This window comes from Paenibacillus germinis, from assembly GCF_013141785.1.
Lineage (GTDB): Bacteria > Bacillota > Bacilli > Paenibacillales > NBRC-103111 > Paenibacillus_E > Paenibacillus_E phytorum.
On the sequence record NZ_WHOC01000184.1, the window covers coordinates 1 to 25,460 of the forward strand.

The following is a 25,460-nucleotide window of genomic DNA, read 5'->3' on the forward strand; positions in this document are numbered from 1 at the left end:
TTCCATCTTCTACAATTCCGCCTGCCGATACAATATGTGTCGGAAACGCCATTTCACGACCTCCTAATACGGTAAAGTTGTATATTTATTCCACATGGTTCTTGACCTTCCTGCATTCGTGAAATTATATGCTTGAAGTTACTCACGAATCGATTGAACTATCCTGCCCGTTAATGACGACGTCAGTCTAAGACTCTATTTTCATCTGACTCTCCCTCAGTAGACGATTCACGGTCTCCCGGCGAAGCCCGATGAACTGACCGATTTCCTCCTGTGTTAGCACATCTGTCAGCTTCAACGTTCCCAGGTAGTGCCCAAACCAGCTTTCGAGCTTCATCAGCTTGGCCGCGGGAGTCACTGCTGTCAGTTGATCAATTCGCTGCTGCATCATGCGCAGTTTATCCTGTAATTGGCGCGCGATCGTTCGGAAATGCTCCGGGCTGCGCTCTAGCTCCTCGTACCACTGCGCAGCAGGAATCACTTCTATGTCACAAGTGACAAGTGCTATCGCAGTACCGTAGTAAGGGCTCGGGCTAATGAGCGAATGATGTGGGATCGTTTCGCCTGGCACAATGATATTCACGAGTGTCGTATTTCCGTCCTCATGGGCACGGACAATTTTCAACAGACCGGTTTGGAGCCTGTACAGTGGCCCCGTGTCTCCTTGGCGGAATAGGATTTCTCCTTTGTGCAGTTTCATTTCCATTCTCCTTCATTATGAAAAAAAGCGACAGCATTCATCTGCTGATCGCTTTTTTGTTTATGATTGCTAGCTGCTAACCAGCTACATCTCTTTTTTTAGCGGCTCCAGCTTCGTGCGAAGCGGCGAAAGTGCCAGTGTCAATCTGGCAACCCAATTCAACTGCTCCAACTTGCCGATGAGCCAAATCGATCCCACCAGCCCCAGGAGAGAAACGAAGACGGCTGCAGGCAGTGCCCAGAATGAGACTGAATGTGCAAAATAGGGAATGAACGAAACGGACAGAATCGGTGCCGCGTTCCATTTGAACCACTGAATAAGAAAGATGGTAAGGATAGCTGTTATGAAAAATGATATGGCGCCGTGGCTTATCGCATACATGCTGCTGCCGAGAGTCACTGCTATGATAGCACCCATCGTGATGCGTCCAATGTCCTTAATTTGGTCCACACGGTGCATAAAAAGAAAGCTGAATGCCCCAAGCGTTGGATAAAACACCATCTTCATTGATGGGAAATGGTAGGAAGCCCAGTAAGCTCCCATGAGATAGCAGCACATCACTAGTGAACGTAGAAGCATCGTTGGTTCCAGTCCTTTGTTCTCGAATTTTTGGCACTTTTCTCATTGTACAAAAGTGAACTTCCTTCGGTCAACCAAATGGAAGGAATTACTACTAGCTTAGTTTCGATCAATCGAAACCGTTGTCTCCACGAAAAATGTGGCAACTGCAAAAGATGCTGCCCCGAGCACTGTCGACCGATCGCTCAGCTCGCTGAACGCTACTTTCAGCTGCTTGCGCGGATGCGGCAGGGAACGCTTCTCGAGCAGGGCCAGCAGCGGTTTCATCAGCCATCTCTCGGCACTTGCTAAGCGGCCGCCGAGAATAATATATTCGGGATTGTACGCGTTGATAATATTAACTACGCCTACACCGAGATAATAACCAAGGCGCTCAAAAAGTGCGATCACTGCCAGATCTCCGGCTTCGGCTTTGCTCAGCAAAGCCTCCAGATCCACAGTGTCATCGTTAAGCTCGCGACGCGCCTGCGTGAGGAGCGCGTGCTCCGACGCATACAACTCCCAGCAGCCCAAGCTGCCGCAGCTGCACTTGGGCCCGTCGTGCTGGATCGAGATGTGCCCGATCTCACCAGAGAAGCCGGTCGCCCCGCGGTACAGCTCGCCCTTAATGATGATCCCGGCACCGATCCCGATGCCGATCGACACATACACCAGATTCGCCGTGTCCTTACCGGCTCCGAACTGTTTCTCCCCCACAGCTCCTGCGTTCGCTTCGTTATCAATAACAACGGGAATGTTGAACGTTTCCTCGATTTGCTGCTGCAAAGGCACGTTCTCCCAGCCAAGATTCGGCGCGAACAGCAGATTGCCGCTCTCATCACAAATACCCGGCACACCGATGCCGATTCCTATAATCCCGTAGACGCTCTCCGGCGCGCTTTCGATCAGTCCGCGGATGGTCGTTTTCAACAGCTGGACGACCTTTTCGACTGAAGCATTGTCATGCTGCACTCTTACCTCACGGATGATCTTACCGCTTAAATCTGTCAGCACCGCAAGAATATCAGTAACCCCTAAGTCTACCCCGATGGCATAACCAGCCGTCCCATTAAAAAGCAGCATCATCGGCTTACGCCCGCCGCTTGATTCACCAACGCCAATCTCTTCGACGACACTGCTCTCGATCAATTCGTTAACAAGACTCGACACTGTCGCCTTTGTCAGCCCTGTAATTTCTGCAATCCGTGCGCGGGATATTGGAGAATTCGTGCGAATATGGTGTAGTACGATGGATTTATTTATTTTTTTAACGAGATTCAAATCGCCTGTTTGCTTCATGTTTGCCCCCACACTGCTCTAATTGCTTGTCGCTCTTTTCTAATGAACTGATTTTAACATGAAAGACATTTTCATGCATTAACTAAGTTTGTTTAATGAATTTACAAACTATTCATTTGGTGCTATGATGACTGCATAAGCATTTATTCCTTAATTTATGGAGGCTGAATTCATGAGCTACTTTGACAACATTCAACCGATTAAGTACGAAGGCCGCACATCGACGAACCCGCTTTCTTTTAAATTTTATAATCCTGATCAAGTTATTTTAGGCAAAACAATGCGCGAGCATATGCGTTTTGCAATCGCTTACTGGCACTCTTTTTCCGCTAATGGCTCCGACCCATTCGGCAGTGGCACAGCAATCCGCGCTTGGGATCAATACTCCGGCCTTGAACTGGCCAAAGCTCGCGTTGACGCTTGCTTCGAGCTGCTGAACATTCTAGATGTCGACTACTTCGCTTTCCATGACCGCGATATCGCGCCTGAGGGCAGCACGCTGCAAGAAACGAACAAGAACCTCGACGAGATTGTTGCCCTGATCAAAGATAAAATGAAATCCAGCGGCAAAAAGCTGCTCTGGAATACAGCTAATATGTTCACTAACCCGCGCTTCGTTCACGGTGCTGCTACGACGAATAATGCGGACGTATTTGCTTACGCTGCTGCCCAAGTGAAAAAAGCCTTAGATCATGCCAAAGAGCTTGGCTCGGAAAATTACGTTTTCTGGGGCGGACGCGAAGGCTACGAGACTCTGCTTAACACGGACCTCGGCCTGGAGCTTGATAACCTTGCTCGCTTCCTTCACATGGCGGTTGATTATGCCAAAGAAATCGGCTACGACGGTCAATTCCTGATCGAGCCTAAGCCCAAAGAGCCATCCAAACACCAATACGACTTCGATGCGGCGACGACGCTATCTTTCTTGCAAAAATACGACTTGCTGCCGTATTTCAAATTAAACCTGGAAGCAAACCATGCCACGCTTGCCGGTCATACCTTTGAGCACGAGCTTCGCGTCGCGCGCATCAACGGTGTTCTTGGTTCCATCGATGCGAACCAAGGCGATCTGCTGCTCGGATGGGATACCGACGAGTTCCCGACTGACCTGTACTCGACGACACTCGCGATGTACGAAATCCTCTTGAACGAAGGCGGCATCGGCCGCGGCGGCGTGAACTTCGACGCCAAGGTTCGCCGTACTTCCTTCGAGCCTATCGATGTCGTCTACTCCCACATCGCAGGTATGGATGCCTTCGCTCGCGGCTTAGAAGTCGCTGCCAAATTGATCGAAGACCGCGTATTCGATAACATCCTCGACACGCGCTATGCTTCCTTCAAATCCGGCATCGGCGCCGATATCGTGTCCGGTAAAGCAGATTTCAAGACGCTTGAAGCTTATGCGCTTGAGAACAACAGCACCATCGTGAATCAATCCGGCCGTTTGGAATTGATTAAGGCGACGGTTAACCAATACCTGATTAACTCCTAATTGTCGAAAATCCCGCTCCAGCCGTTAGGCGTGAGCGGGATTTTTTTGTTTGTCTGTTGGCTTGTGCAGATAACACATCTTCTCTCTGTAACGATGTTTTCCATCGCTAACAGATGGGCAACACAGAAATTTGCCTCCTTAGCGTTATAAAACATGCTTAAAGTCAAGGGGAATGACCATTTCACTCTAGTTTTCTCTCTGTAGCGATGTTTTCCATCGCTAACGTTATAGGAAACACAGAAAATTGCCTCCTTAGCGCTTTAAAACACGCTTATAGTCGAGGAGTATGACCATTTCACTCTTAGCTGCTTGCTGCAACGATGTTTTCCATCGCTAACGGATGGGCAACGCTGAAACTTGCCTCCTTAACGCTTTAAAACACGCTTATAGTCGAGGAGTATGAACATTTTACTCCTAGCTTCTCACTTTAACAATGTTTTCCATCGCTAACAGATGGGCAACACAGAAATTTGCCTCCTTAGCGTTATAAAACATGCTTAACATCGAGGGGAATGAGCAATCGGTGACAGGAACTCTCATCTTAATTTGCAAAATGCCCGCACAGGCCAATACGCCGGGGACTGTTGTAAAAAGTGCAACAATTGCAGCCTAAATCTCACCTTTGTCCCTTCGTTGTTGTATCATGTACAACAATTTAGTCCTATTCAGGCCATTTCGTAACAAATGGGCTCAAAATGTTGTACAATCTGCAACTTCAACTCGCAAAATAGCCTTTAAGCGCGTGAATTGTTGTAGAATTTACAACATTGGTAACCGCTAACCTCAGATTATCCCTCGTAAAAATGGAAAAGATCTCTGATCGAAGAGATCAGAGACCCATACTGCTAGAATCACAAACCTACCTTTTCTTAGGCCACCTTTTTATGAAAAATGAAGTTCGCAGCTTCCATCCTAACGACAATGTCCAGAGCGGCAATTTGTTCGTATGCGGCAAGCAGCTTCTCGTGCTTCGGACATCTTAAGCTGAAGATCAAGTGCATCATTGGGGTATTTTCGGTATTCCCTGATACGAGGGAAGATTCGCTTCCTGGCATCATCTTTAGATTGGTGACTTGGATACCCTGTTCCCCAAAACGGGAGGTAACCAAGCTGAGAAAACCGGGATGTTCATTGATCATGATCTCAATTTCGTGAGTTCGGCGGTGCCTTAGGAAATGCTTCTCCCACTTATTCAGGAGATACAAACTGATGAGTACTAAGAAGGTGCATACCAACGCCCCCGTAATAAAGCCTGCACCTACGCTCAAACCGATAGCCGCTACCAACCAAACGGAAGCAGCGGTAGTCAACCCTTTAATAACACTGCCGTTTCGCAATATCGCGCCTGCGCCAAGAAAGCCGATGCCGCTGACAACCTGTGCAGCCAAGCGGGATGGGTCTATGCGGACGTTGGGTTCATTTACAAAGTCAGAGAATCCGTACTCCGACAGCAGCATGATGGTGGCGGAGCCTAAACAAACTAAGATGTGAGTACGAAAGCCCGCTGCATGATTGTTCAATTCCCGTTCAAGACCAATCAAACCACCCAGAACGACCGCCAATACCATTCTTACAATCAAATCCAAATGACTAATTTGCCACACGCTGCCTACAGTCGTCATTTATGCATCACTTCAAGCGGATGCGACAGCCATCGTTTCAACTTCACTACTTCTGAACCAGCCAGCATCATAATGCCAACCCCGTGGTTGTCATTGGTTACGGTGAGCAGGTCTTTTTTATAATAATCAGCGGTAAAAGCATACCGCGAGCCGCTGCAAACGCCATGCACGTTGCCCTGAGCGTCGATGGCCAGACGGGTCAAACCGTCCCATGCTTTCAGCGAAGCGTTGATGAACCGATCAGGCTGCTCCAGCCAGCCGAATCGCACGCCTCTCGCAAAGGCATAGGCGAACATTGCCGTGCACGATGCTTCCTGATAGGCGTCGGGATCGTTCAACACCTGATGCCACAGCCCGCTTTCAGCTTGCAGATCGGCATATCCCGCGCACAGTTCGTTAAAGAAATGCACTAACTCCGGACGAGCTTCATGCTCTTCGGGTAGAACCTCCAGCACCTCTGTCAGCGAGAAGAGTGTCCATCCATTCCCACGCCCCCAAGGAATGCCGGTAGCCATGCCGTATTTGAAATCAAAGACATGCGACATGATGCGCTGATCCGGCATATATAAATACTTGCGGAATAACAGAAATTGCTTCGCTGCTTCATCCAGTGCCTCGCTGCTGCCGGTTATCCCCGCATAGCGGCAGAGAAACGGCGTGCTCATGTAGAGGTCATCGGCCCACATCGTGTTTTCCGAATATTCATCCTGACATATCCGATAGAAGGCACCATCTCCCTTACGCTCCAACCGCACGAGTATGAAGTCGGCAATTCGCTGCGCAATCGGCAAGAAGCCCGGATCCTTGTCTTCCTGATAGGCTTCTAACATCGCGGAACCAAAGGAGCCGCAGTTATCCAGCATTTTCATCATGACTAACTGTTGATTGATCGCCGGGAACCCGTATTTCTCTCGATCCCATAAAGAGTATTCGAACATGTCTGTGCAGCTTTGAACATGATCGAGGGCATACCCAATAATATCAGACCGCTCCAACAACCGACCTGCTTGCAGCAGCCCATAAATGGTAACGCCGAGCGGATAATCCCAACGAGCATAATTCGTGACGTTGCCGACGGTCCACTTATTGCTCAGCATGGCATTCTCATAATAAGGACGTATCCAAGCGTCTGGACGGTCTAACTGCCAGTAGGTCTTGTCACCTGCAGCGTCTGACTCTGAACCTTTAGCATAAATGCGATCGGTTCTTATTAATTCCTCATACGCTAACTCAATGCTGGAATCCAGTGGCCCCACATAGAACCACGGCTCAGCTGAACCGTGAACCTTCTGAGGAGCGCTTAACGGGACAACCTCTCCCCTAACATAGGCATGCAGCGTGAAACCCCAAGCATGACTTCCACAAATACTGCGGATCAACAGATCATGTTTGCCAAAAGATAGCGGCACTTCCACCTGAAAGCTGCCTTCTTCCGCGAGCTCCAATACTTGCTTCCCATCCAGCCAAACGGTCAACGGACCTGCCGTATGGCCCTTCAGCAGACAAGATTCTTCACCTGAGCTTACTTTGTTCAGTTTCGTCCACGCGTACGCTTGCTTACCAGGCTGTAAGCCGAATAAACGCTCGCAAACAAGCTTCACAAACTCACTCTCACTCCACTCACAGGTCGGCAGCCAGCGCAGCCCGTACGCTTTCTCTGACGCCAAACCATTTGGCAGTGGACTACCCTCGAATACATCAGTGTCAGTCGGTTCAGAGTACACCCATCCCGCCTGTCCTTGCCTTTCGGCAAACGGAGTAAGCACATTCAGAATCCGTACCTTGGCTTCATCAGATCCGAACAAGCAGCCAAAACCCGCAGCCGTATGCTTAGCTTTGATAAAAAGTCGGTTCCAGCCTTTCACAAAGTTCAGATTAAGCTTAACGCTGGCATCTGGCTTAATTTCATCTATTACGTTGGAACGATAGGCACGTTCATCATTGAAATAGAACTCAATTGGCCCCAAACAGCGGAACAACACATCCAGGTTTCGTTCACCATCACTCCATACTAAACCATAGGCATATGAAAATTGACCGGGTCTTGCTTCGGGAAATTTCCGCCCCAAATTCAAATCAAACATCCCATCCTCGTTTTGCAAAACGCCAGATCGGTAAAAGGCTCGGAAAGCAAATGGGACGGGCGGATTAGCCCCAATGTACCGGTCCGCAAGCACCTTCAATGTCCGGTTATCGTCGTCTCCTAACCGAGACTTTATACTCTCTTGTTCATTAAAATAAGTCGTCATATCGGCCTTCCTTTCTACAGTAGGCGTACTGTAAATGTCCGGTCGAACGGCGTCACCATGTTCACATGGACGTATTTGCAACCGGTCGGATGTTGATCTTCACGAAGCACAGGCAGCAGATGCTCGTAGGCGCCTGTTGAAATCTCAATCGCATCTTCATCCACCGCATATTTCATGGATCCATTTTTCAAGAAATATTTCCCTGCTTCGTCTTGGTCGAGATCACTGCCGCTAACCGTACCCTCATCTCCTAGAATAAAGGATAACTGCGTGAATACATCTTCTCGCTCATCGGAAAGGATACGAATCGTCCATCCCCCGTCTCCTTGTGTAATTTCCGCTTGAAACTCTAGAGTTTGCAGATGTGTCATCGGACGATGCTGATGCGGAAGCAAGTACCAAGGACTGAGTGTCGATCTCTCCGCAGACTCCGGCAGAAATTGACGTGGAATCGGCCCGTTATATCCTTTTTCCAATACGATTCCTAGTTTATAAACGCCTTCCTCCGCAGTTAGATGTGCGAACTTCACAATCCCAGGTGAGAAAGATGTAGACAACTTAATGCCCAGCAGCCTTACTTTTCCATGGCGAAGGGAGAAGAATGACGGCGTTTGCGGCATAATCGTGACGCTCTGGTCTAGCTCTCGAATACGTACAAGCGGAGCGCCAAAGGCTAAGTGCATGCTGCTGTGTTCTATTTTCATATGGTGGCCCACGCCATCGATCTGCGTTAAATGCTCATTGATCGGATGGTGCTCATTGATTACTTGGACATAACGATCAGGAAGCGGAGTACGCTCCAAATCGGAAATATCTGCTTCGGGATACAGCAATAAACCCAAGAGTGCATTGTTATTTACCGCTTCCGTATGCTTAATAAAGGTACCTGCATAGTCCGACATCGCAGCGAACAAAGGATCTTTATCATGCGCAGCCATTAAGCGATAAATTAGGAAGTAAGTCGCCATATCAAACGTCTGTCCGAAATCCTGGCGTCCTGAATAATCGGTTACCACTTCACCGGATGGATGGATCAAATACACCATCATGCGCAGATTGCGGCGCACACATTCTAATAATTCTGGACGGTTTAGCACACGACCCGTGTGATATAAAGCGATATCACTGACGGCATTATAGATGCCGTTGCTGCGCTCTGTCCATTCGCCGTCATGTGTGATATCCATACCTTCTGCCAACCATTCGTCCGCTCTAGCTATCAGCTCAGGCATTTGAAAAATCTCATACAGCAGCGAAAGTGCCGCTGTAATAACCCAGCGATGGTTCGGTGTATGACATCCGCCTGTCAGCATAGCAGGGATCGTACGCTCCAGGAAGAGTTTCAGCTTTGCAGAGGCAGGCTTCACAGCTGCCCAGTCATGTGCCTCAAGCAGTTGATACATTTGCGTAATCCCGCCTACAACAAAGGCTGTATCTGGTGGAGAATTATAGTTTGTTGAACCTAACGAGATCGTACCGTCGGCATGCTGTCGGTTCAAAATAAAATCCGCTGCTTTGTCGAAAGCGGCTAAGAGTGTCTCATCGTGATAGTAACGTGAATCTGGATTAACGATAGCGGAAGCCCATACGGCCAAAACGCTCGGCGTGCTGAGATGATTGACACGAGCAATGCCCGTTTCATCAATAATACCGCCAACATATTTCGATGTAGGATCAAGCACCTGCCGCTGCAGCATAGCTGCTGTATGTTCGTCATAAATGTGTACCAACTCTTTATAAGTAGCGTCCATACTGATCACCTTTTAACCTTTCATAGCTGCAATTTTACTTGTAATAAGCCTGTGACTTTCGTCTATCTCGTCCGGCTGGCATACAGCCTTCAACTCATATACTTTGACTTTGGCGAAATCAATCGCTTCAAGAAAATGATCAAAATATTGCAGATCCTTACTGTGTACATAAGGACACCAGTGATCGGACAGCTCTAGCGTTTCATGGATGTGTACGCCATAAATGTAGCGCTTAACCTCTTGCAGCTCCTTGAGATTATCGTACAAGCCCATTCGATCCATCATCATGGCATGGCCGATATCGTACCACAAGTAAACCGGGCCGCCCTTCAGGTTCTCGCAAATGGTCTTCGCCTCCATTAAGGTCGGCATCTGATACGATCTTGAGCGTGTCTCGATGCCAATGGCAACTGACCATCCTTGTTTGGCTGCATGCTCGCTCACTTCCTCCAAACTATCTTGGATCCGCTTGGTATAGAGCGGACTCAACCGCTCCCGTCTTTCGGACATGTCCTTCCACAGCGTTTGATATTCCGGTGAATCCTTCCCGTGATCCCTGTAAAGCTTTTTCAAATCCAAATCAATGTTATATTCAAAAGGCACTTCGCCTGGATGTACGACAACGGCCTTCGCTCCATAGCGATTCGCATATTCCATAGACCGGATCAACAGCTCCACGGATCGCTTGCGCTTCACCTCATCATCGAAACCAAGCATGACAGAATCTGTATCGTAATCTTTATCGTCGATGAAAGGGAACACATTGTGTACACTGGATACACCAATTTCCCCTTTTTCGATCATCGGCTCAATTGACTTCATCATCTCTTCCGTCACGTTATAGTTCAATTCCACCTGACGAAAACCGAGCTCCTTGATCTCCTCTATCATGTTCCTTCCAATCGTATGCTTTTTAATATTCCAACAGGTAGAAAATGAGTATTCCCCTTTGTCCAGCATGTCTGTTCCTCCTTAGAGCTTTGTTGTCATCATTTCCCTCAAATGAAGAAAGGCCAGATTACCCTTATTTCATTGCAGGGAATGATCTGGCCTTTCCACAAGGAAGCCTCTTTATTCCGCCAGGTCACTCAGCCTACATACAGCACCTGAGCGTGCCGATAAAGTCGAAGCTTCCATTAAACGGGTCAAATCAAGTGCAATTTGTATATTTTCAGAAGCTGTCGTTCCATTTCGAATATGTGACACCCATTGTTCAAATGGAGAAGGGAGATTCTCAGGCAGATTCGTGACCTCTTGCCACCCTGTTGCTGCTCCACCTTCCAACTTGTGGCTTCGTACTAACAGCTTGTCATCAATTCTCGTATACATGAGGCTGCCTTCCGTTCCTTGCACCTCAATATCAAATTGTGAGTAGTTATTCACGAATCCCGCTTCAACAATGCCTATTGCCCCATTTGGATAACGTAAAGTCGCTACCGCACTATCCTCTACCTCTCGATCCGTTATGTAACCGAAGCTGGCACTAACACTTTCCGGTAAACCTAGGAATAGGCGCGTCAAGTACATCGGATGGCAGCCAAGATCCATCAATGCCCCTCCCCCGCACTCCTCTAAGTTGAAGAAATGGGATGGGAGTGAACCATTCGGATTTTTCTCTGTTCGTAATGCGCCGTTGTGAGCAAGCCGTATGCGAACCGTCGTTACATTGCCAAGCTGACCCTCCCGAATGAAGTTATGTGCAGCCTGTGTAAACCAGGTATATAGTCTTGGTAGAGAAACCGTTAGCTTGACCCCAGCCGCATCAACCGCAGCCAATATCTCATTACATTCCTTCGTCGTGGTAGCTATAACTTTTTCTGTAAAGATATGCTTACCCGCTTTGGCAGCTGCGATGATGACATCCCGGTGCCGATTCGTCGGCGTATCCACAATAACGGCATCGATATTCGGATTGGCCAAAAGCGCATGCAAATCGGCATAAAAGCTAACACCGTGCTCCTCTGCCTTTTGCCTTCCTCGTTCGGGAACTTCATCCCATACAGCCACGATTTCGGTACCCGGGTGCTCGGCGGCTAGACGTGCATAATCTTTTGCATGAACATGCCAAAAGCTCAACATCGCTACTCTAATCATGAAAGAATGGCCTCATTTCCGGTTATTTTAGTCAAAATAGACCGCTTTTCCCGTTCTATTGGATTCGTAAATGGCTTCAAGAATTTCAGAAACGACACACGATTGCTCTGGCGTTACAATAGGCTCCTTATCGTTCATTACAGCATCAATCCATGTACGGATTTCTTTATCCGACATGCTCTCTTTTTTACCCTCGTAGAAGTCTGCACCTTTGGCATCGAATTGCAATTGATTGACGTATAAACGACTGTGGTTTTCACCATTTATGCGTAAGCCATCCTGCATGTCGGCTCCGCCTTCTGTACCGCAAAGCGTACACTTTGCTTCCTTCGTATCCAATGTATTTAAGGCCCAACTCGCCTCCACCATCACAGTCGCACCGTTTTTCATCACGATCATGGCAAATGCGGAGTCCTCCACTTTGAATTTCTCAGGATCCCAAGGCCCCCAGGAATTAGCGGCATTTTCTTTCCGTGACAGCTTATGATAAGCGGTGCCAAGCACCACCTTAGGTTCGTAGTTATTCATCATCCACAGCGTTAAATCGAGAGCATGTGTACCGATGTCGATCAGCGGGCCTCCGCCTTGTTTGTCTTCATCCAGAAATACGCCCCAAGTTGGAACCCCACGCCTGCGAATGGCATGCGCTTTGGCAAAATAAATGTCGCCTAGATCACCGTCTTCAACCACTTTCTTCAAATACTGACTATCCGCTCGGAAGCGATTATTGTAGCCAATGGTCAGCTTCTTACCTGTACGCTTGGCAGCTTCAACCATACGCCGAGCATCGGCGGCTGTTTTGGCCATCGGTTTTTCACACATGACGTGCTTGCCTGCTTCCATAGCTGCGATCGAAATCTCCGCATGCGAATCATTTGGGGTACAGACATGAACGACGTCAATCGAAGCATCAGCAAGAAGCTCATAATAGTTCTCAAACACCTTCGCTCCGGGAGCACCAAACTTCTCTGACGCTTGCTGAGCGCGTTCAAGCACGATATCAAAAAAACCAACAATTTCGACCTGCTCTATTTTTGCTAGACTGGGTAAGTGCTTACCTGTTGCTATACCGCCGCAGCCAATGATGGCGACTTTCACCTTGTTCATTTCTATTTCCCCCCATGATGTGATTAGCAATCCGATGGTATTGCCAATTGAAAATGAATGAAGCTGGACATCTCAGCGTTGTCTGCATGGCAGGCAAACGCATATCCATGTCCAGCTCCTTCATCAAGAATGAATTACTTTACTGTTTCCATTTGTTGTTTCGCGATTGCCATAACATCCTTAGCAAGGAACGCTTTATCTTTATTTTCTTGATACCATTTGTTCATGAAATCTTCGAGCTGCTTACCGCCTGCTTTTTCCCAAGCCGCTTGTGAGTCTTTAATTGCTTGTTCAGGGGTGTACTTGCTTCCGCTAATAATGGCCTTAACAAAGAGGTCGCCTTTTTCTTTAAGAATCGTTGTATTAATCATTTGAAGATCAGCACTATACACCGGCATATGTTCCCCTACCGTGAGCCCAGGGTATTCTCTTTGCGTATCGAAATACTGCTTCTGAACTTCTTTATACATGTCCATGGCGGCCTTCTGCGCAGGCACTTCCGGATTAAAGCCGCTCAAAACAAAACTGCACTTATCTTGTCCCGATGAATAGAACATTTCGTAATCCAATGCGTAGCCTACCTCATTTTTGTTCTTTGCCGGGTCTACAGCCTGCGGGCATCCATTCGCCGCTTTCTTCCAGTGAGTGCCTTCGTCACCATTAATCACTTTCAAAGCCGTTTCCGGTTTCATCATAAAGTCAAGATAACGGCCAACAGCTTCGGGATCTTTCGCCTTGGCGTTAATGACTGTCGTCATTTGAACAGGATTATCGATTGCCCCTGTGAATGTCCCGAGTGGTGACTTCGGATAGCCTAACGGAGCCACATCCGCATCAGCCACATTTTTCTTTAACGTAGGAAGGTCGTTCATTGCAAAGTCATACCAACCACCTGAAAACTTCACATAAACTCCGATTTTGCCATTTAGAAAGTCTTGCTTTGCCTTAGCACCATCTTTGTCATTGATATAATCTTTGTCAATAATACCCTCATCGTAGAGCTTCTTTTTGAAGGTTAGGGAAGCAAGCTCGTTATCCCATTGACGAATAATTTTGCCATCTTTAACTCCCCAGGCCAACAAGTCTTTCGAAGAGCCTTCGCCGAACATCTCATTGATCGCTTGTTCCGAATAGGTACTCATGTTAAGCCCATAGGTATCTTTCTTTCCGTTGCCATCAGGATCTTTCTCTGCAAATGCCTTAGCCACGGCCAATAATTCCTCGGTTGTTGTAGGCATCGATAGATTCAGCTTTTTCAACCAATCTGTACGAATTAGCAAAATATGTTGAGGTGTAGCTTCTTTCACTTTACCGATTTCATACAACTTCCCGTCTGGTTTTGTACCCGCTTTCTTCAACTGCGGATATTGGGTCAGTAATTTTTGATATTCAGGCATGTATTTTAAAATGTCATCGATGGGCAGCAGCTGCTTTTGATCATACAGACTGCCACGAAACGGTGTATTATACTCGCTAACAATATCCGGAGCGGAACCGGAAGCAAACAATACGTTTAATTTTTTAGTTGAATCGCTGCGGAGGATGGGTACGAATTTCGCATTTTCCGGTCCGTTCTGGTTAATCCACTTGGTCCAGCGATTTTCTTCATACGACCCTTCCGATGCAGGAACTGCACCGCGATCATACATGGTCACGGTTACATCGCTACGTTTAACTGCTGCTTTCTCACCCGCTTTGGTCGTTGCTGCCGGTGTTGCCGTTTCCTTCTTGTCGCTGCTGCAACCAACCAACGTTGCCCCTAATGCTACAACACTTACTGTCATACCAACCCACAGTTTCTTGTTCATCATGCGCATTTTCCCCCAATAATTTTATTGTGAAGTTTTGTTAAACGGGAACACCATTCTCATCAACCCTTAACAGACCCAAGCATAACGCCCTTCACAAAGTATTTTTGCAGGAAGGGATAAACCACCAGCATGGGAACTACCATTACAACGACCCCAACTGCTTTAACCATCTCCGTAGCGACTGCCGCCTGCTCCTCATTATTGAGAGAAGGAGAATTCAAAAGATCGTTTTGTTGCAGCATCGCCTGGACGATGACGGTCAAATTTTGCATATCGCTCTTGTTGATGTACATCAGGACGTTCATAAAAGAATTCCAAAAGCCAATCCCGTAGAACAGTGCCAACGTAGCCAACATGGGAAGTGATAGTGGAAGTATGATACGGATGAGAAGCGAGGTATCGTTACATCCGTCAATTCGCGCTGCTTCCTGCACTTCATAAGGAATATTCTCAAAGTAGCTTCGCATTAGTAACATATTATAGGTACTAATGAATCCGCTAAGCCATAATGCCCAATAGGAGTCGATCAGATGCATGTTCTTAATAACCAGATAGGTTGGAATTAACCCCCCCGAGAACAGCATCGTAAACACCATAGCTAGAACAAGATAGCGACGGCCAATCAGATACGATCTGGACAATGGGTATGCAGCTAATATGGTACCTAACAAACTAAGTACGACACCGACAAGTGTAATTATGATGCTATTTTTAAAAGCATTAAAAGCTGGGCTAGCGATGAAGAAAATTTTATACGCTGTAAACTGCAGTCCTACCGGCCAGAAGAAAACATGACCTGAGTCTACCGACGACCGATCGCTGAGCGATAGCGCCACAATATGAATAAACGGCAGAATGCACGTTAAGGCAATTAATCCGAGCACCACATAGTTCGTAGCGTAGAAAATCTTTTCGCCTTTTGTCGCTTTCATGAGGGTCCCTCCTTTCTCTAGAACAAAGCTTGGTCAAACTTTTTAGCTATCCTGTTAGCTATCAGCACGAGACTACAACTAATAATGGATTCGAAGAATCCCATTGCAGTAGTTAAGCTAAATTGTGAACTACCTAGGCCTATTTTATAAATGTAGGTACTAATAACTTCCGATACGTCCGATACCGCGGCGTTCTGCAAGTTATACACTTGGTCAAAGCCAACCTCCATCACCTTACCCATCGCTAAGATAAGCAATAGAATAATGGTGTGACGAATACCTGGGAGCGTTACGTGCCACATTTGTCTCCACTTCGTTGCCCCATCCATACCCGCAGATTCATAAAGGGAAGGATCAATGGTCGTCAATGCGGCCAAGTAAATAATGGTGCTGAAGCCCATTTCTTTCCAAACGCCTGATCCGATAAATATACTAACCCAAGATTTCGACTCGTATAGGAAGGTAATCGGTTCAATATTAAACATCTTGAGTACCTTATTAATTGAACCGTAGTCTGTTGCAAATAATGACAATACGATACCAGAAACAATGACCCAAGAGAAAAAATGCGGCAAATAAATAATCGTTTGTACCCATCTTTTAAACCACGACCTTCTTACTTCATTAAGCAAAATGGCCAAAAAGATTGGAATCGGAAAGCCGAAAATTAAACTCAAAAGACTGAGCCAAAACGTGTTCCAAATGATTTGGAGCGTATTGGAGCTAGAAAACAAAAGTTTAAAATACTTCAGTCCCACCCAAGGGCTACCCAAAATCCCATCCGCAAAATTGTAGTTTTTGAAAGCGATAACAAGACCGCCCATAGGCCAATATTTGAACAATATGTAGTAAGCAATGACAGGGATAAGCATGATAAAAAGCGGAATGTTTTGCTTCAATCTTCTTCTTCGTCTCAGCTGCAAAGCTTTTTGCTCACTTGTCGTTAGGGGGAGTCTAGGAGCTTCATTGATATTTCCGTTCAAGGCTGCTTCACTCCTTACTTCAATGTAATATACCTATAATAAAAGTTTTGATCAAAAAAACCCTTAAAAAATTATAGAAGAATCTATAATTTCATTGGGTGTGTGTTTAAATAAAAAAAGACAGCTTACGCCATCCTTCGTCTTAAATCGGAATCAATCGTCATATATGCTCAAATGAGGTTGCTGGATGAATGAATCCTTATTCGCGGTTGAGCCCAAAACAGGCGATTTTGCAACAAATGGGCTCGAAATGTTGTACGAAATGCAACTTCAAGTTGCGAAATAGACTTTGGGAGTGTGCATTGTTGTAGAAAATACAACAATGGTAAACACTATAGCCCATCTGCTCGCACGAAAGCTAGGGGAAGCTTCCCCCTCACCACGTAACCCAAAAAACTTTCATATAAAGTAAAAAAAGACTATTTCATGTACGGACTTGGCATCCGCTTCTGAAACAGTCTTTTTTCGTACATTTTTCATAGTTGTTCAAAACTAATCGTAACGATTTCTGCTGGACGAACGGATACGGACAATCGCTCCGATCCCTCCTGCTGCAGACGATCCAAACGCCGTTCCATAATATCGCTCTTATAAGCATGATGGAACTTCTCAGGGAGTTCTATTTTCAGAGCTCGCTCTTGTGCAGAAATGTTATACCAACGCGTAATCATATCCCCTGTCTCCTCGGAAACCTTCATGGCGGAGAAGACCATAGCTTGACCTTCCCAGCTCCCAAAAGCGTAAATCGGCGGCAATTCTCCGGGATGAACCTCGGTTTGCTTTACTGACCAAGGAATTTGATATTGATGGGCAGCCTGTATGGCACCGGAGCCATGAACTCGCGGGTCTACCTCATTTGTTTCTACAGGCACCGCATAAGGGATAACGGATAGGTGCACAGTGTGCTCGCCGATACATTGCGCTTCTGGCGTTGGGAAGTATCCCCAGTCGCCTAATTCCCCTACGGCTCGAAGCAATGTAATCGCAATGGTTTGGCCGCTATCTTCTCGAACGATCTCGTATTCGTTCAAACCGCGGTTGGCGATAGTAAGCCCTTGCCGCGCACCCGCCACCATTACGAATGCTTGCTGGTGCTGGCAGTTGCTCGGATTTTTCCATTCGGCTGTCGTTGTATTGATCCGCTCCGGCACTTCAAAGATGGAATCGGCGTAGTGGGTTGCCGCATCCAATCCCGTAGGAAACAGCATGCGCAAACGGTGATCTTTGGCGTGATTGTTAAAAGTTGACGCAATGTCAACGCGCTTTCCGTTTTTATCCAAGGATACAACCGTCGTGATTTTCAAAGTTATCTTTGTGTCAGATCGAGCCGACTTCCGCTGCGTAAACCAGACCAGTTCCTTGCGTTCCGTATCCAATAAATCCTCAGCAGATGCCGGTATTTCCAACTCGTGAACGATCTCTATGCTAGCTCGAAAAGGCGTATCTTCCTGAATACGAATGGATGCCGGTACACCGCGCGTAGTCACAGCCGTGTCTCCGCAAGCTTGGCGGTACATATACTCATTACCGATGTCTCCCGTATTTTCATAAACGCCTAAGCCTTTGTAGACCGTTCCTTCAAGCTTCTCCGTTACCGTTAGCGAGCCGTCATCAGCGACTTGGACACTCAAATATTCGTTTTCCATCGCGTATGTACCAACGATTAAAGAAGTCTGCGAAAGAAGCAGCTTTAATGAGGCATCACGAGTCAACGCATACGTTTTGTATCCTAAAGCCGGCACATTAGCCGCTTCGAAGGTCACACGGACGGCACGTGCGAAATACGGCTGTCTGAACTTGTCATCAGGTAAATCGTACCCAAAGTGAATCCCCATATCCTCTAATCCACAAGGAATAGGTTTCCCATCCACATCAACCAACACATAATCGTCCAAGCTCTTATCCTTCAAGTCCTGTCTCATATCCCGGAAGTCCCTGCCATCACGGAAGTAAATCCTGTTTAATTCCAGCTGCACGGTCACGGTACCACTACGTTCCCACCCGGTCGTATTCGTTAATAGAAACGGCACCGCTTCTTTGCCGTAACCGGAAAATACAGACGTATCCACTCGCTCTGCCAACCAAGTCAGGCTATCCGCCGCAATAGATTCGGCCACATGCTTGCTTTTCTCAAAACGCGTCATCATTTCGGCATGTACTTCGTCGACACTGCACCCGCAAATACTGTCATGCGGATGGTTCTGCATCAATGTTTTCCAAGCATAGGTAAACAGATGATGGGGATATGGGCATCCTGCTTGGTAAGCAAAGGCTGCCAAAGGCTCCGCCACTTTTTCCAATAGTGTCTGGCCTTCTTGATTCTTCTGCTTGATATAAACGCGGGAAGATGCCGTATTTACGAGCGTAGACCAGCCGTCGGTATGCTGGCTTCTCAGCTCTCCGCGAATGATGGACAGATCACTCGGGATCGTCCGGTTCACATCACTCAAATAATCTTCAAAATTGGAATGGATGAATCGAATGTCCGGGTACAGCTTCTCGGCTGTGCTGATCGCATCCGTGAGATCGGTCTGTACAGGCTGATGATCGCACCCGTTCATGAACAACCAATGCGGCGTAGATGCATATCGGGCTGCTTCTACTAATTTTTGATCCCAATACTTGGATGCCGCTTCTGGATTCACAGGAATCTCATTCCCGTTGCTGTACCAATTGGCAAATAGAATACCCAGCACCTTGGAGCCGTCAGGCGCTTCCCAAAACATCTCCGAATATGGAGATTCGTAAGCCTGAACTTCTGATACCTCGTTGTTAAATCCCGTCGGCTTCACACCGCGTCCGAACACGGCGTTCTCAATGTCTGCTTGCCGCAACAGCTGCGGCGCCTGCCCCATGTTGCCGAAGGAATCCGGGAAATAGCCCAGCTTCGAAATGACGCCATACGTTTTCGCATCGCGGTGGCCAATTAACAGATTGCGCACATTCGCTTCACTGCTCGTTAGAAATTCATCCTGCAGGATATACCACGGGCCGATATGAATGCGTCCGCTGCGAATCAATTGCTCCAGCGTCTCCTTCATTTCCGGGCGTATCTGCAAATAATCCTCTAGTATGATCGTTTGACCGTCCAGATGAAAGCTGCGGTATCCGTCATCCTGCCTGAGGGTTTGAATCAGCGTATCCATTAACTTGATCAACAATACGTGATGCTTTTCATAGGGCAAATACCATTCCCTGTCCCAATGTGTATGCGAAATGATATGTACGGTTTTGGACTGTGTCATGGCGTTGTCTCCATTTCTATGTAATATCAGCTCTTTGCTTCAAGATGCTATGTCCGTAGTCGGAGCGCCTCCATGACCGTTTTCAGCGTAGCTGCAATGCCCTTAATATCGCCCGTATCTTCGCCTAAGTCACCATCTCTCAGCAGTGCGGTCACCAGCTTGGCGCCGTCGGCATTCCAGCCAGTCACCAACATGCCGGGCATGCGATCAATCGCCCCCCGCTCTTCCGCTTGGCGGATGGATTGCTCCAGCAGATCAAGGGCCGCTTCCGGTGTTTTCCAACAGCTGGGCCATACTTCAAATCCTTTACCCAGCAAATGCCCGACGGATGGATAAGCGTCCAATTTATCGTAGTGCCAATCGCACAATATAATATCCTTCGGAATAAGATCCACGGCTGGCCAAATGCCGTAAATGTCGCCGTCCCACTCTGTATACCCCATGCCTTTGGCGTCAATCAACCGGTCTGCCCACATGAGCATCTGCACCTTCCGATTACGGACCAAATGCTCGTAGTAATCGTTCGTCGCTTTCGCAAACAATTCTGCCTTGTTTTTCCCTCGGCACCGTGGGCACCCATCATCCGCGATGGCGAACACTTCGTCCATGCCGACATGCAGGGCATCCGCTTCGAAAGCATCGATCAGCTCATCCATCAGTTCGAACACGAGCGGATTAATGTCCGGATGGGATGGACACCAGCTTGGGCAATAAAAATCTGGCCACTTGGCATCCGTCGGCACATGCGGGGTTTCGTCAAACTCCGGATGCGCCCGCAGAAGCGAATTCCTCGCTCCGCCCCAACCTTGGTGCCCCAAACAATCAAACAAAGGGATCAAACGTATACCGTGCCGCTTACATAAGGCGGACAGCTCCCTCGCATCTTCCTTCGTCAAAGTGCCACCCGATACTTCCGGATGAGATTGGAACTGAAATGAAGTGTTGCATTCCAGTATCAAAACATTTACGCCCATAGGCGCCAACGCTTCCTCAATCACTCGCTTTAAATTACTAACATCCTCATGCGATCCGAAGCGCATATGGAATCCTTTCAACTGCCATCCATCTTTGTTCACTGTTTCTCCTCCACCCTGTCTTTATCTTTATTAACCTACTAAACCGGTACGCTCCACACTTTCCACGAAATAACGCTGAACGAACAAATACAACGCAATCAAAGGTCCCATCATCAGCAGTACGCCCGTGTTGAGCAGCATAGACTGGTACACCGGATCCGGCTCTTTGCCCAGAGCTGGCCCCATATCCGTCAGCTGTGTGGAAAGCACCTTCACTTTACTCAAAAACAGGGATACATAATAGCTATCGTTCCACTGCCATACAAACGAGAACAAAACGACTGTGACAACGGCGGGAATGGCGTTAGGCAGCATTATCCTGTAAAAGGTTTTGAAAATTCCCGCTCCGTCCGCGAGGGCGGCTTCTTCGATTTCTTTGGGAATACCCCGGAAAAACTGACGGAAAATATAAATATAAAGCCCGTTTTTCAGCCCCATCGCTGTAGCAGAAGAGATAAGAAACGGCCAAAACGTGTCAATCAGATTGATACTGCTCTTCCCTGAAAATAGCCCGACTAATCCGAAAAGATCAAAATACCGGTATGTTAAATAGAGCGGAATCATGATCGTTTGAGGCGGCACGACGATGGTGAAAATGACCAGACCAAACAACAGCCCGCTGCCTTTAAATTTCAATCGCGCAAAAGCGTATCCCGCCAACGCGCAAGAACAAACCTGAATCAACGTTGTCGTAGACGAGATAAGGAACGTATTCCATAAAGCTGACAAATAGTTTGTTGCTGAGATTGCTATCTCTAAATTTTCGAGTGTAAAATGCCGGGGAATCCACAGCACAGTTGGATCATAAATGTCGATTCTGTCACGAAAGGCAACCGATAGTCTTAAAAATATGGGAAACAAAATAATATAACAAAAGCCGAGCACCAAGACGGCGCGTATGATCTGCCATGTCCAATTTTTCGCCTTTTCCAGCGGATTACGCCTGCTAATCCATCCGTCCATACGTACAGCCTGCGATTTCATAGTCCTATCCCTCCGTCAGTCGTAATAGAATACTTTTCTTGAGACAAGCGCAGTGGAGATGACAAGGATGATAGCCACAACAATGAAGTACACCCAGGACATTGCCGCACTTAAACCGAAATCGAAGGTTTTGAACGCCGTTTGTGAAATAAGCGTATTGATTTTATTTCTGCTGAAGGAATCAATAATGGAATAGACCAAGTTCGTTAATATGAGCGGGGACATCATCGGAAACGTCACTTTCCAAAAAATCTCGTATCCCGTTGCTCCTTCGATTTTGGATGCCTCGTACAAGGAAGGGGAGATCGATTGAAGCCCTGCCAAGAAAATCAAAATTTGTACACCAGAAGAACTGATAATTTCATAAATTCGATCTACCGCTCCAGTGATGTAATTGACTATGATAGGAGCAATACCCGAATCCAGCAGCATTTTTTTCAGTTCAAAACTCTGTAGCATATTAGAACCTTCTCCGCTCCCACTGAGAGCCGAACCTCCTACGAAGCTGCTGATATCTAGATTAGCAAGGGCGCTCGATGCCAGAATGACCGGCAAAAAGAAGATCGCGCGCGCAAGGGCGCGCCCTTTAAATTTTTGATTCAATAACACCGCTGCGAACAGGCTGAAAATAATGATGATCGGCACATTCACAACCATATTGACAACACCTTCCGCCAATAATCGGGGATAATCCGGATTGGAGGTAAATAAGCTGGTGTAGTTGCTAATTCCTTTAGGCAGTACGGCAAAGCCGCCCTCAACCATTTGTATGGAACTTAAGCTGAATCGGAATGATTGAATGAGCGGCAGCAGAAAAAGCATGACCATCCCCAAGATGAGGGGAGATACGAACAAAACGCCGTACCACGCTTTCGTCTGTTCCAACGATAATCTTTTTTTCCGCAAATCACTCACCTCCTACCCAGTAGCTCTTGGCCTCTAGTTGTTTATCGTTCACCTGTACCGCAGCGCTGTTGTAATTGATAATAATCTTCTTCCCATTCTCAAAGGTCGTTTGAACCACACCTTCTGCCAATTTACGATGATCGGTAATCACATATGACCGAACCTCATTCAGCACAGTGCCCGCCTCTTTGTAGAAACCGGCCGCTTGATCCAGCCAATCTCCGTAGTGCAGCGCATATAGTTCGTTATAATCCGAATCTTTAACCGCTGACGAATCGCTGTAGTACCACTGGTAATAAATGTTCGATCCCGTCTCTAGCGCTTTCAGCAGGGAATCGCGTGAATCGGTTACGCTCTGCATATTAAACGGCTCTCCGGCGAGATCATAAAAACCATGAAGCGCGATTTGATAAAAGGGTACGTCTTCGTCGGTCAGATTCAGGCGACTGCTTTTGGTCGGAGCATTCACAATAATGTTGGCGTACGGCAGGCTGTAGGCATTGCCGCCATTCACCATTAGCTTGTTGGCTTGCCGCTTCAGCATGTCGGTACCGCCAACGGCAATGTTTAGCGCATCCTGCCGGTTAATCGGATGATCTGGGCTAAAGTCTGAGTTCACTTCATTTCCTAAATCCCTAAGAGACAAGCCGGTAAGGCCAAGCTTCGCGTAGTCGGAGACAAATCCGTCCACTGTTTTTGCCAGCGCAGACGGCGATAATAAGTAATGTGAAAACTTCGATGTATCTTTGACATACATCACGGGGTCATACTTGTAAATTTTGGCTTTCTGTCTGTCTAAAAAGGAAGCTGCGTCTGAAGCTCCTTTATATTTTTCAAGAAAAGCTACATCCGGGAATAGAGGGATGTTCTCCTTTGACATATAATCGGCCAGCTTGCGGAATCCCTTCTTACCGCCTAACTCACCGACCACTTCAACGTTCGATGGAGACGTATGCCGAATTCCGTCATTAAACCAACCGACATAGCGGAGCCCGATATCCTTGACTCCTTTTTCTTTCAAAGCTGTTAACATCGACTGCGTTTCATCAAAGGTGGTCAGCGCTTCCGTTGATTGATACGGAACACCGACAAAAGATGCTTGTTTCTGGAACGCTCCCTCCACCTCAAGCAGGAAAGGACTTGCCTTAGCAGGCTCCAGCTTCTTCAGAGCGTATTTATTCACCAAATACTCCCTATACTTGCCTGCCATAGCCGTGTAGTTGGATGAAGGTCCTGACAAAAAGTCATATCGAATCTGATAATCCCCTTGAAACGGCTTCTGCCCGAACATCGGTACGGAGCTCTTTTTGGTTCCTGACGTTAACGTATAGAAGTCCATATCCATGACTCTAAACTTCCCGCCAACTGTGTTGTAAGAATCGTTTCTGCCGGAAATGTCTGCCGTGATAGTGGCCATCGCGTCTCCACCTTCAATCATGCCAAGCATAGCGTGATCGTTCTGCTTGATGCCGAAGACGGGCAGTCTCGTGATCTCGTTCGTTTGAATCTTTTCTTTGACGTCGTAAGTGCCATCGGAACCGTAGACCGGAAGGTTGTAGGCTTCCGCATTCTTTTTGTTGTTATTCAGATGAATCAAGGCGCCAGACCCGTCAGGGACGAGTATGTAACCGTCCTTTTTATCATCGGCAGCCCCGAAATATTTGAGCAGCTGCAGCATGGCAATCGGATAAGCATTCGTATATTGAAGCTCCTTGCCAGCTGTCTTCACAACAAGATGCTCTCCGTCCAAAGTGTACTCAAGCGGAACCGTAAACCTCGGACCTTCCTCTTGGGCGCTGCTTCCCGCCCCATTGTCCTTATTGTCCTTGGCGGCTTCTTCGTTTGTATAACCGATTGCCTCTAGTTTTTTGGACAGCTCCTCCGCTACAAAATCCTGCAACTTGCGAACTTCATATACTTGCTTCTGTTCGTCCAATCGGAATTTGAAAGCGACATCCTCACGAGTGTCCTTATCCGTCAGCTTCCCCAGAATACGTTCCTCAAACCGCTGTTTACCGATTACCTTAGGAATATTGCCGTAATCTTTCGGAATATTTCCCAGCTGGTATACGATTTTAATGCCTTTGTCCACGCTGCTGATTTTAAATTGTTTCTTTTTTACGCTATCGTCGTAGCTGTTTAATGTATTAAGCTGCCCTTTTTCGTTGTAATAGGTTACTAACAGTTGGGACGATAGTTCTGATTTATACAAAGGAGAAGCTTTGGGATCTTTCTCTCGATCCACTGGATTGGAAAACCAGATATAGCCGTCTCTTTTATCCTTGACAGCAACCTCGGCCGTCTCGCGTTTGACGTAGAGCATCAGAATTTCGTTCTGGGTTATTAGCTCCATGGCTTGAAGAGCCCTCTGCTCCTCGGCTGTATTCGATGATACAGCAACCATTCCACTTGCAGCACGAACCTCCGTGCTTGCAGCAGTTACGGGATTCCCCTTACCTGATTTATCTGGAAGAACTGATTTGACCTGGGATTGAGCTTCCGCCATGCTTACGGATTGATGCGAATAGATCACGATCAGACTGCAGGCCACCAAACCGGCGCTCAGGATGCCAAGGGATATTTTCATCTTGCTGGACACCTTCATCCCTCCTTAGCGTTTTCCGAAGGAAAACTTTCTTCGTAAACATAAT

Annotated in this window: 18 protein-coding genes; 1 reads left to right on the forward strand and 17 read right to left on the reverse strand. The window is 47.2% G+C overall.

Annotated features, from left to right (window positions below):
* Positions 1–187: 187 nt before the first annotated feature.
* The 3 genes from GC102_RS36670 to GC102_RS36680 form a co-directional block, all read right to left on the reverse strand.
* The gene (locus GC102_RS36670) at positions 188–700 is read right to left on the reverse strand and encodes a Crp/Fnr family transcriptional regulator (protein WP_171693877.1); all 513 of its coding nucleotides are present in this window, start codon (positions 698–700) and stop codon (positions 188–190) included.
* Between the two features lie 84 nt (positions 701–784).
* On the reverse strand, positions 785–1,279 hold the full coding sequence (locus tag GC102_RS36675; RefSeq protein WP_171693878.1) for a hypothetical protein: 495 nt from the start codon (positions 1,277–1,279) through the stop codon (positions 785–787).
* A gap of 99 nt (positions 1,280–1,378) precedes the next feature.
* Positions 1,379–2,557 (reverse strand): ROK family transcriptional regulator, encoded by a 1,179-nt coding sequence (locus GC102_RS36680; RefSeq protein ID WP_171693879.1) that lies wholly within the window; start codon positions 2,555–2,557, stop codon positions 1,379–1,381.
* A gap of 172 nt (positions 2,558–2,729) precedes the next feature.
* On the opposite strand from GC102_RS36680, the gene xylA reads away from it, so the two are divergent.
* Positions 2,730–4,049, forward strand: a complete 1,320-nt coding sequence (xylA, locus tag GC102_RS36685; RefSeq protein ID WP_171693880.1) for a xylose isomerase — start codon at positions 2,730–2,732, stop codon at positions 4,047–4,049.
* 869 nt (positions 4,050–4,918) lie between these two features.
* Here the strand turns inward: xylA and GC102_RS36690 are convergent.
* The 14 genes from GC102_RS36690 to GC102_RS36755 all read right to left on the reverse strand — a co-directional run bounded on the left by GC102_RS36690 (position 4,919) and on the right by GC102_RS36755 (position 25,408).
* Positions 4,919–5,671: an MgtC/SapB family protein gene (locus tag GC102_RS36690; protein ID WP_171693881.1), complete on the reverse strand. Its 753-nt coding sequence runs from the start codon at positions 5,669–5,671 to the stop codon at positions 4,919–4,921.
* A complete protein-coding gene (locus tag GC102_RS36695; protein WP_171693882.1) occupies positions 5,668–7,920 on the reverse strand; it encodes a glycoside hydrolase family 88/105 protein in 2,253 nt (750 codons plus the stop codon). Before GC102_RS36695 ends, GC102_RS36690 begins: the two co-directional genes overlap by 4 nt.
* Before the next feature lie 14 nt (positions 7,921–7,934).
* On the reverse strand, positions 7,935–9,671 hold the full coding sequence (locus GC102_RS36700; protein WP_171693883.1) for a hypothetical protein: 1,737 nt from the start codon (positions 9,669–9,671) through the stop codon (positions 7,935–7,937).
* Between the two features lie 12 nt (positions 9,672–9,683).
* Positions 9,684–10,631 carry a sugar phosphate isomerase/epimerase family protein gene (locus tag GC102_RS36705; protein ID WP_171693884.1) on the reverse strand — a complete coding sequence of 316 codons (948 nt, stop codon included), beginning with the start codon at positions 10,629–10,631 and terminating at the stop codon, positions 9,684–9,686.
* 111 nt (positions 10,632–10,742) lie between these two features.
* Positions 10,743–11,765 (reverse strand): Gfo/Idh/MocA family protein, encoded by a 1,023-nt coding sequence (locus tag GC102_RS36710; RefSeq protein ID WP_171693885.1) that lies wholly within the window; start codon positions 11,763–11,765, stop codon positions 10,743–10,745.
* 27 nt (positions 11,766–11,792) lie between these two features.
* Entirely contained in the window at positions 11,793–12,872 is a 1,080-nt protein-coding gene (locus GC102_RS36715; protein ID WP_171693886.1) for a Gfo/Idh/MocA family protein, read from the reverse strand.
* Positions 12,873–13,006: 134 nt separating this feature from the next.
* A complete protein-coding gene (locus tag GC102_RS36720) occupies positions 13,007–14,683 on the reverse strand; it encodes a type 2 periplasmic-binding domain-containing protein (protein WP_246321332.1) in 1,677 nt (558 codons plus the stop codon).
* A 59-nt stretch (positions 14,684–14,742) separates the two neighbouring features.
* Positions 14,743–15,615, reverse strand: coding sequence for a carbohydrate ABC transporter permease (locus GC102_RS36725; protein WP_171693888.1), 873 nt, complete (start codon positions 15,613–15,615; stop codon positions 14,743–14,745).
* 17 nt (positions 15,616–15,632) lie between these two features.
* Entirely contained in the window at positions 15,633–16,487 is an 855-nt protein-coding gene (locus tag GC102_RS36730) for an ABC transporter permease (RefSeq protein WP_171693915.1), read from the reverse strand.
* Between the two features lie 587 nt (positions 16,488–17,074).
* Positions 17,075–19,843: an alpha-mannosidase gene (locus GC102_RS36735; protein WP_171693889.1), complete on the reverse strand. Its 2,769-nt coding sequence runs from the start codon at positions 19,841–19,843 to the stop codon at positions 17,075–17,077.
* A gap of 47 nt (positions 19,844–19,890) precedes the next feature.
* Complete coding sequence (locus GC102_RS36740; protein WP_171693890.1) at positions 19,891–20,919, reverse strand: family 20 glycosylhydrolase; 1,029 nt, start codon at positions 20,917–20,919, stop codon at positions 19,891–19,893.
* A 30-nt stretch (positions 20,920–20,949) separates the two neighbouring features.
* A complete protein-coding gene (locus GC102_RS36745) occupies positions 20,950–21,903 on the reverse strand; it encodes a carbohydrate ABC transporter permease (RefSeq protein WP_171693891.1) in 954 nt (317 codons plus the stop codon).
* A gap of 15 nt (positions 21,904–21,918) precedes the next feature.
* A complete protein-coding gene (locus GC102_RS36750) occupies positions 21,919–22,809 on the reverse strand; it encodes a carbohydrate ABC transporter permease (RefSeq protein ID WP_171693892.1) in 891 nt (296 codons plus the stop codon).
* Position 22,810: 1 nt separating this feature from the next.
* On the reverse strand, positions 22,811–25,408 hold the full coding sequence (locus tag GC102_RS36755) for a DUF5696 domain-containing protein (RefSeq protein ID WP_171693893.1): 2,598 nt from the start codon (positions 25,406–25,408) through the stop codon (positions 22,811–22,813).
* Positions 25,409–25,460: the final 52 nt, after the last annotated feature.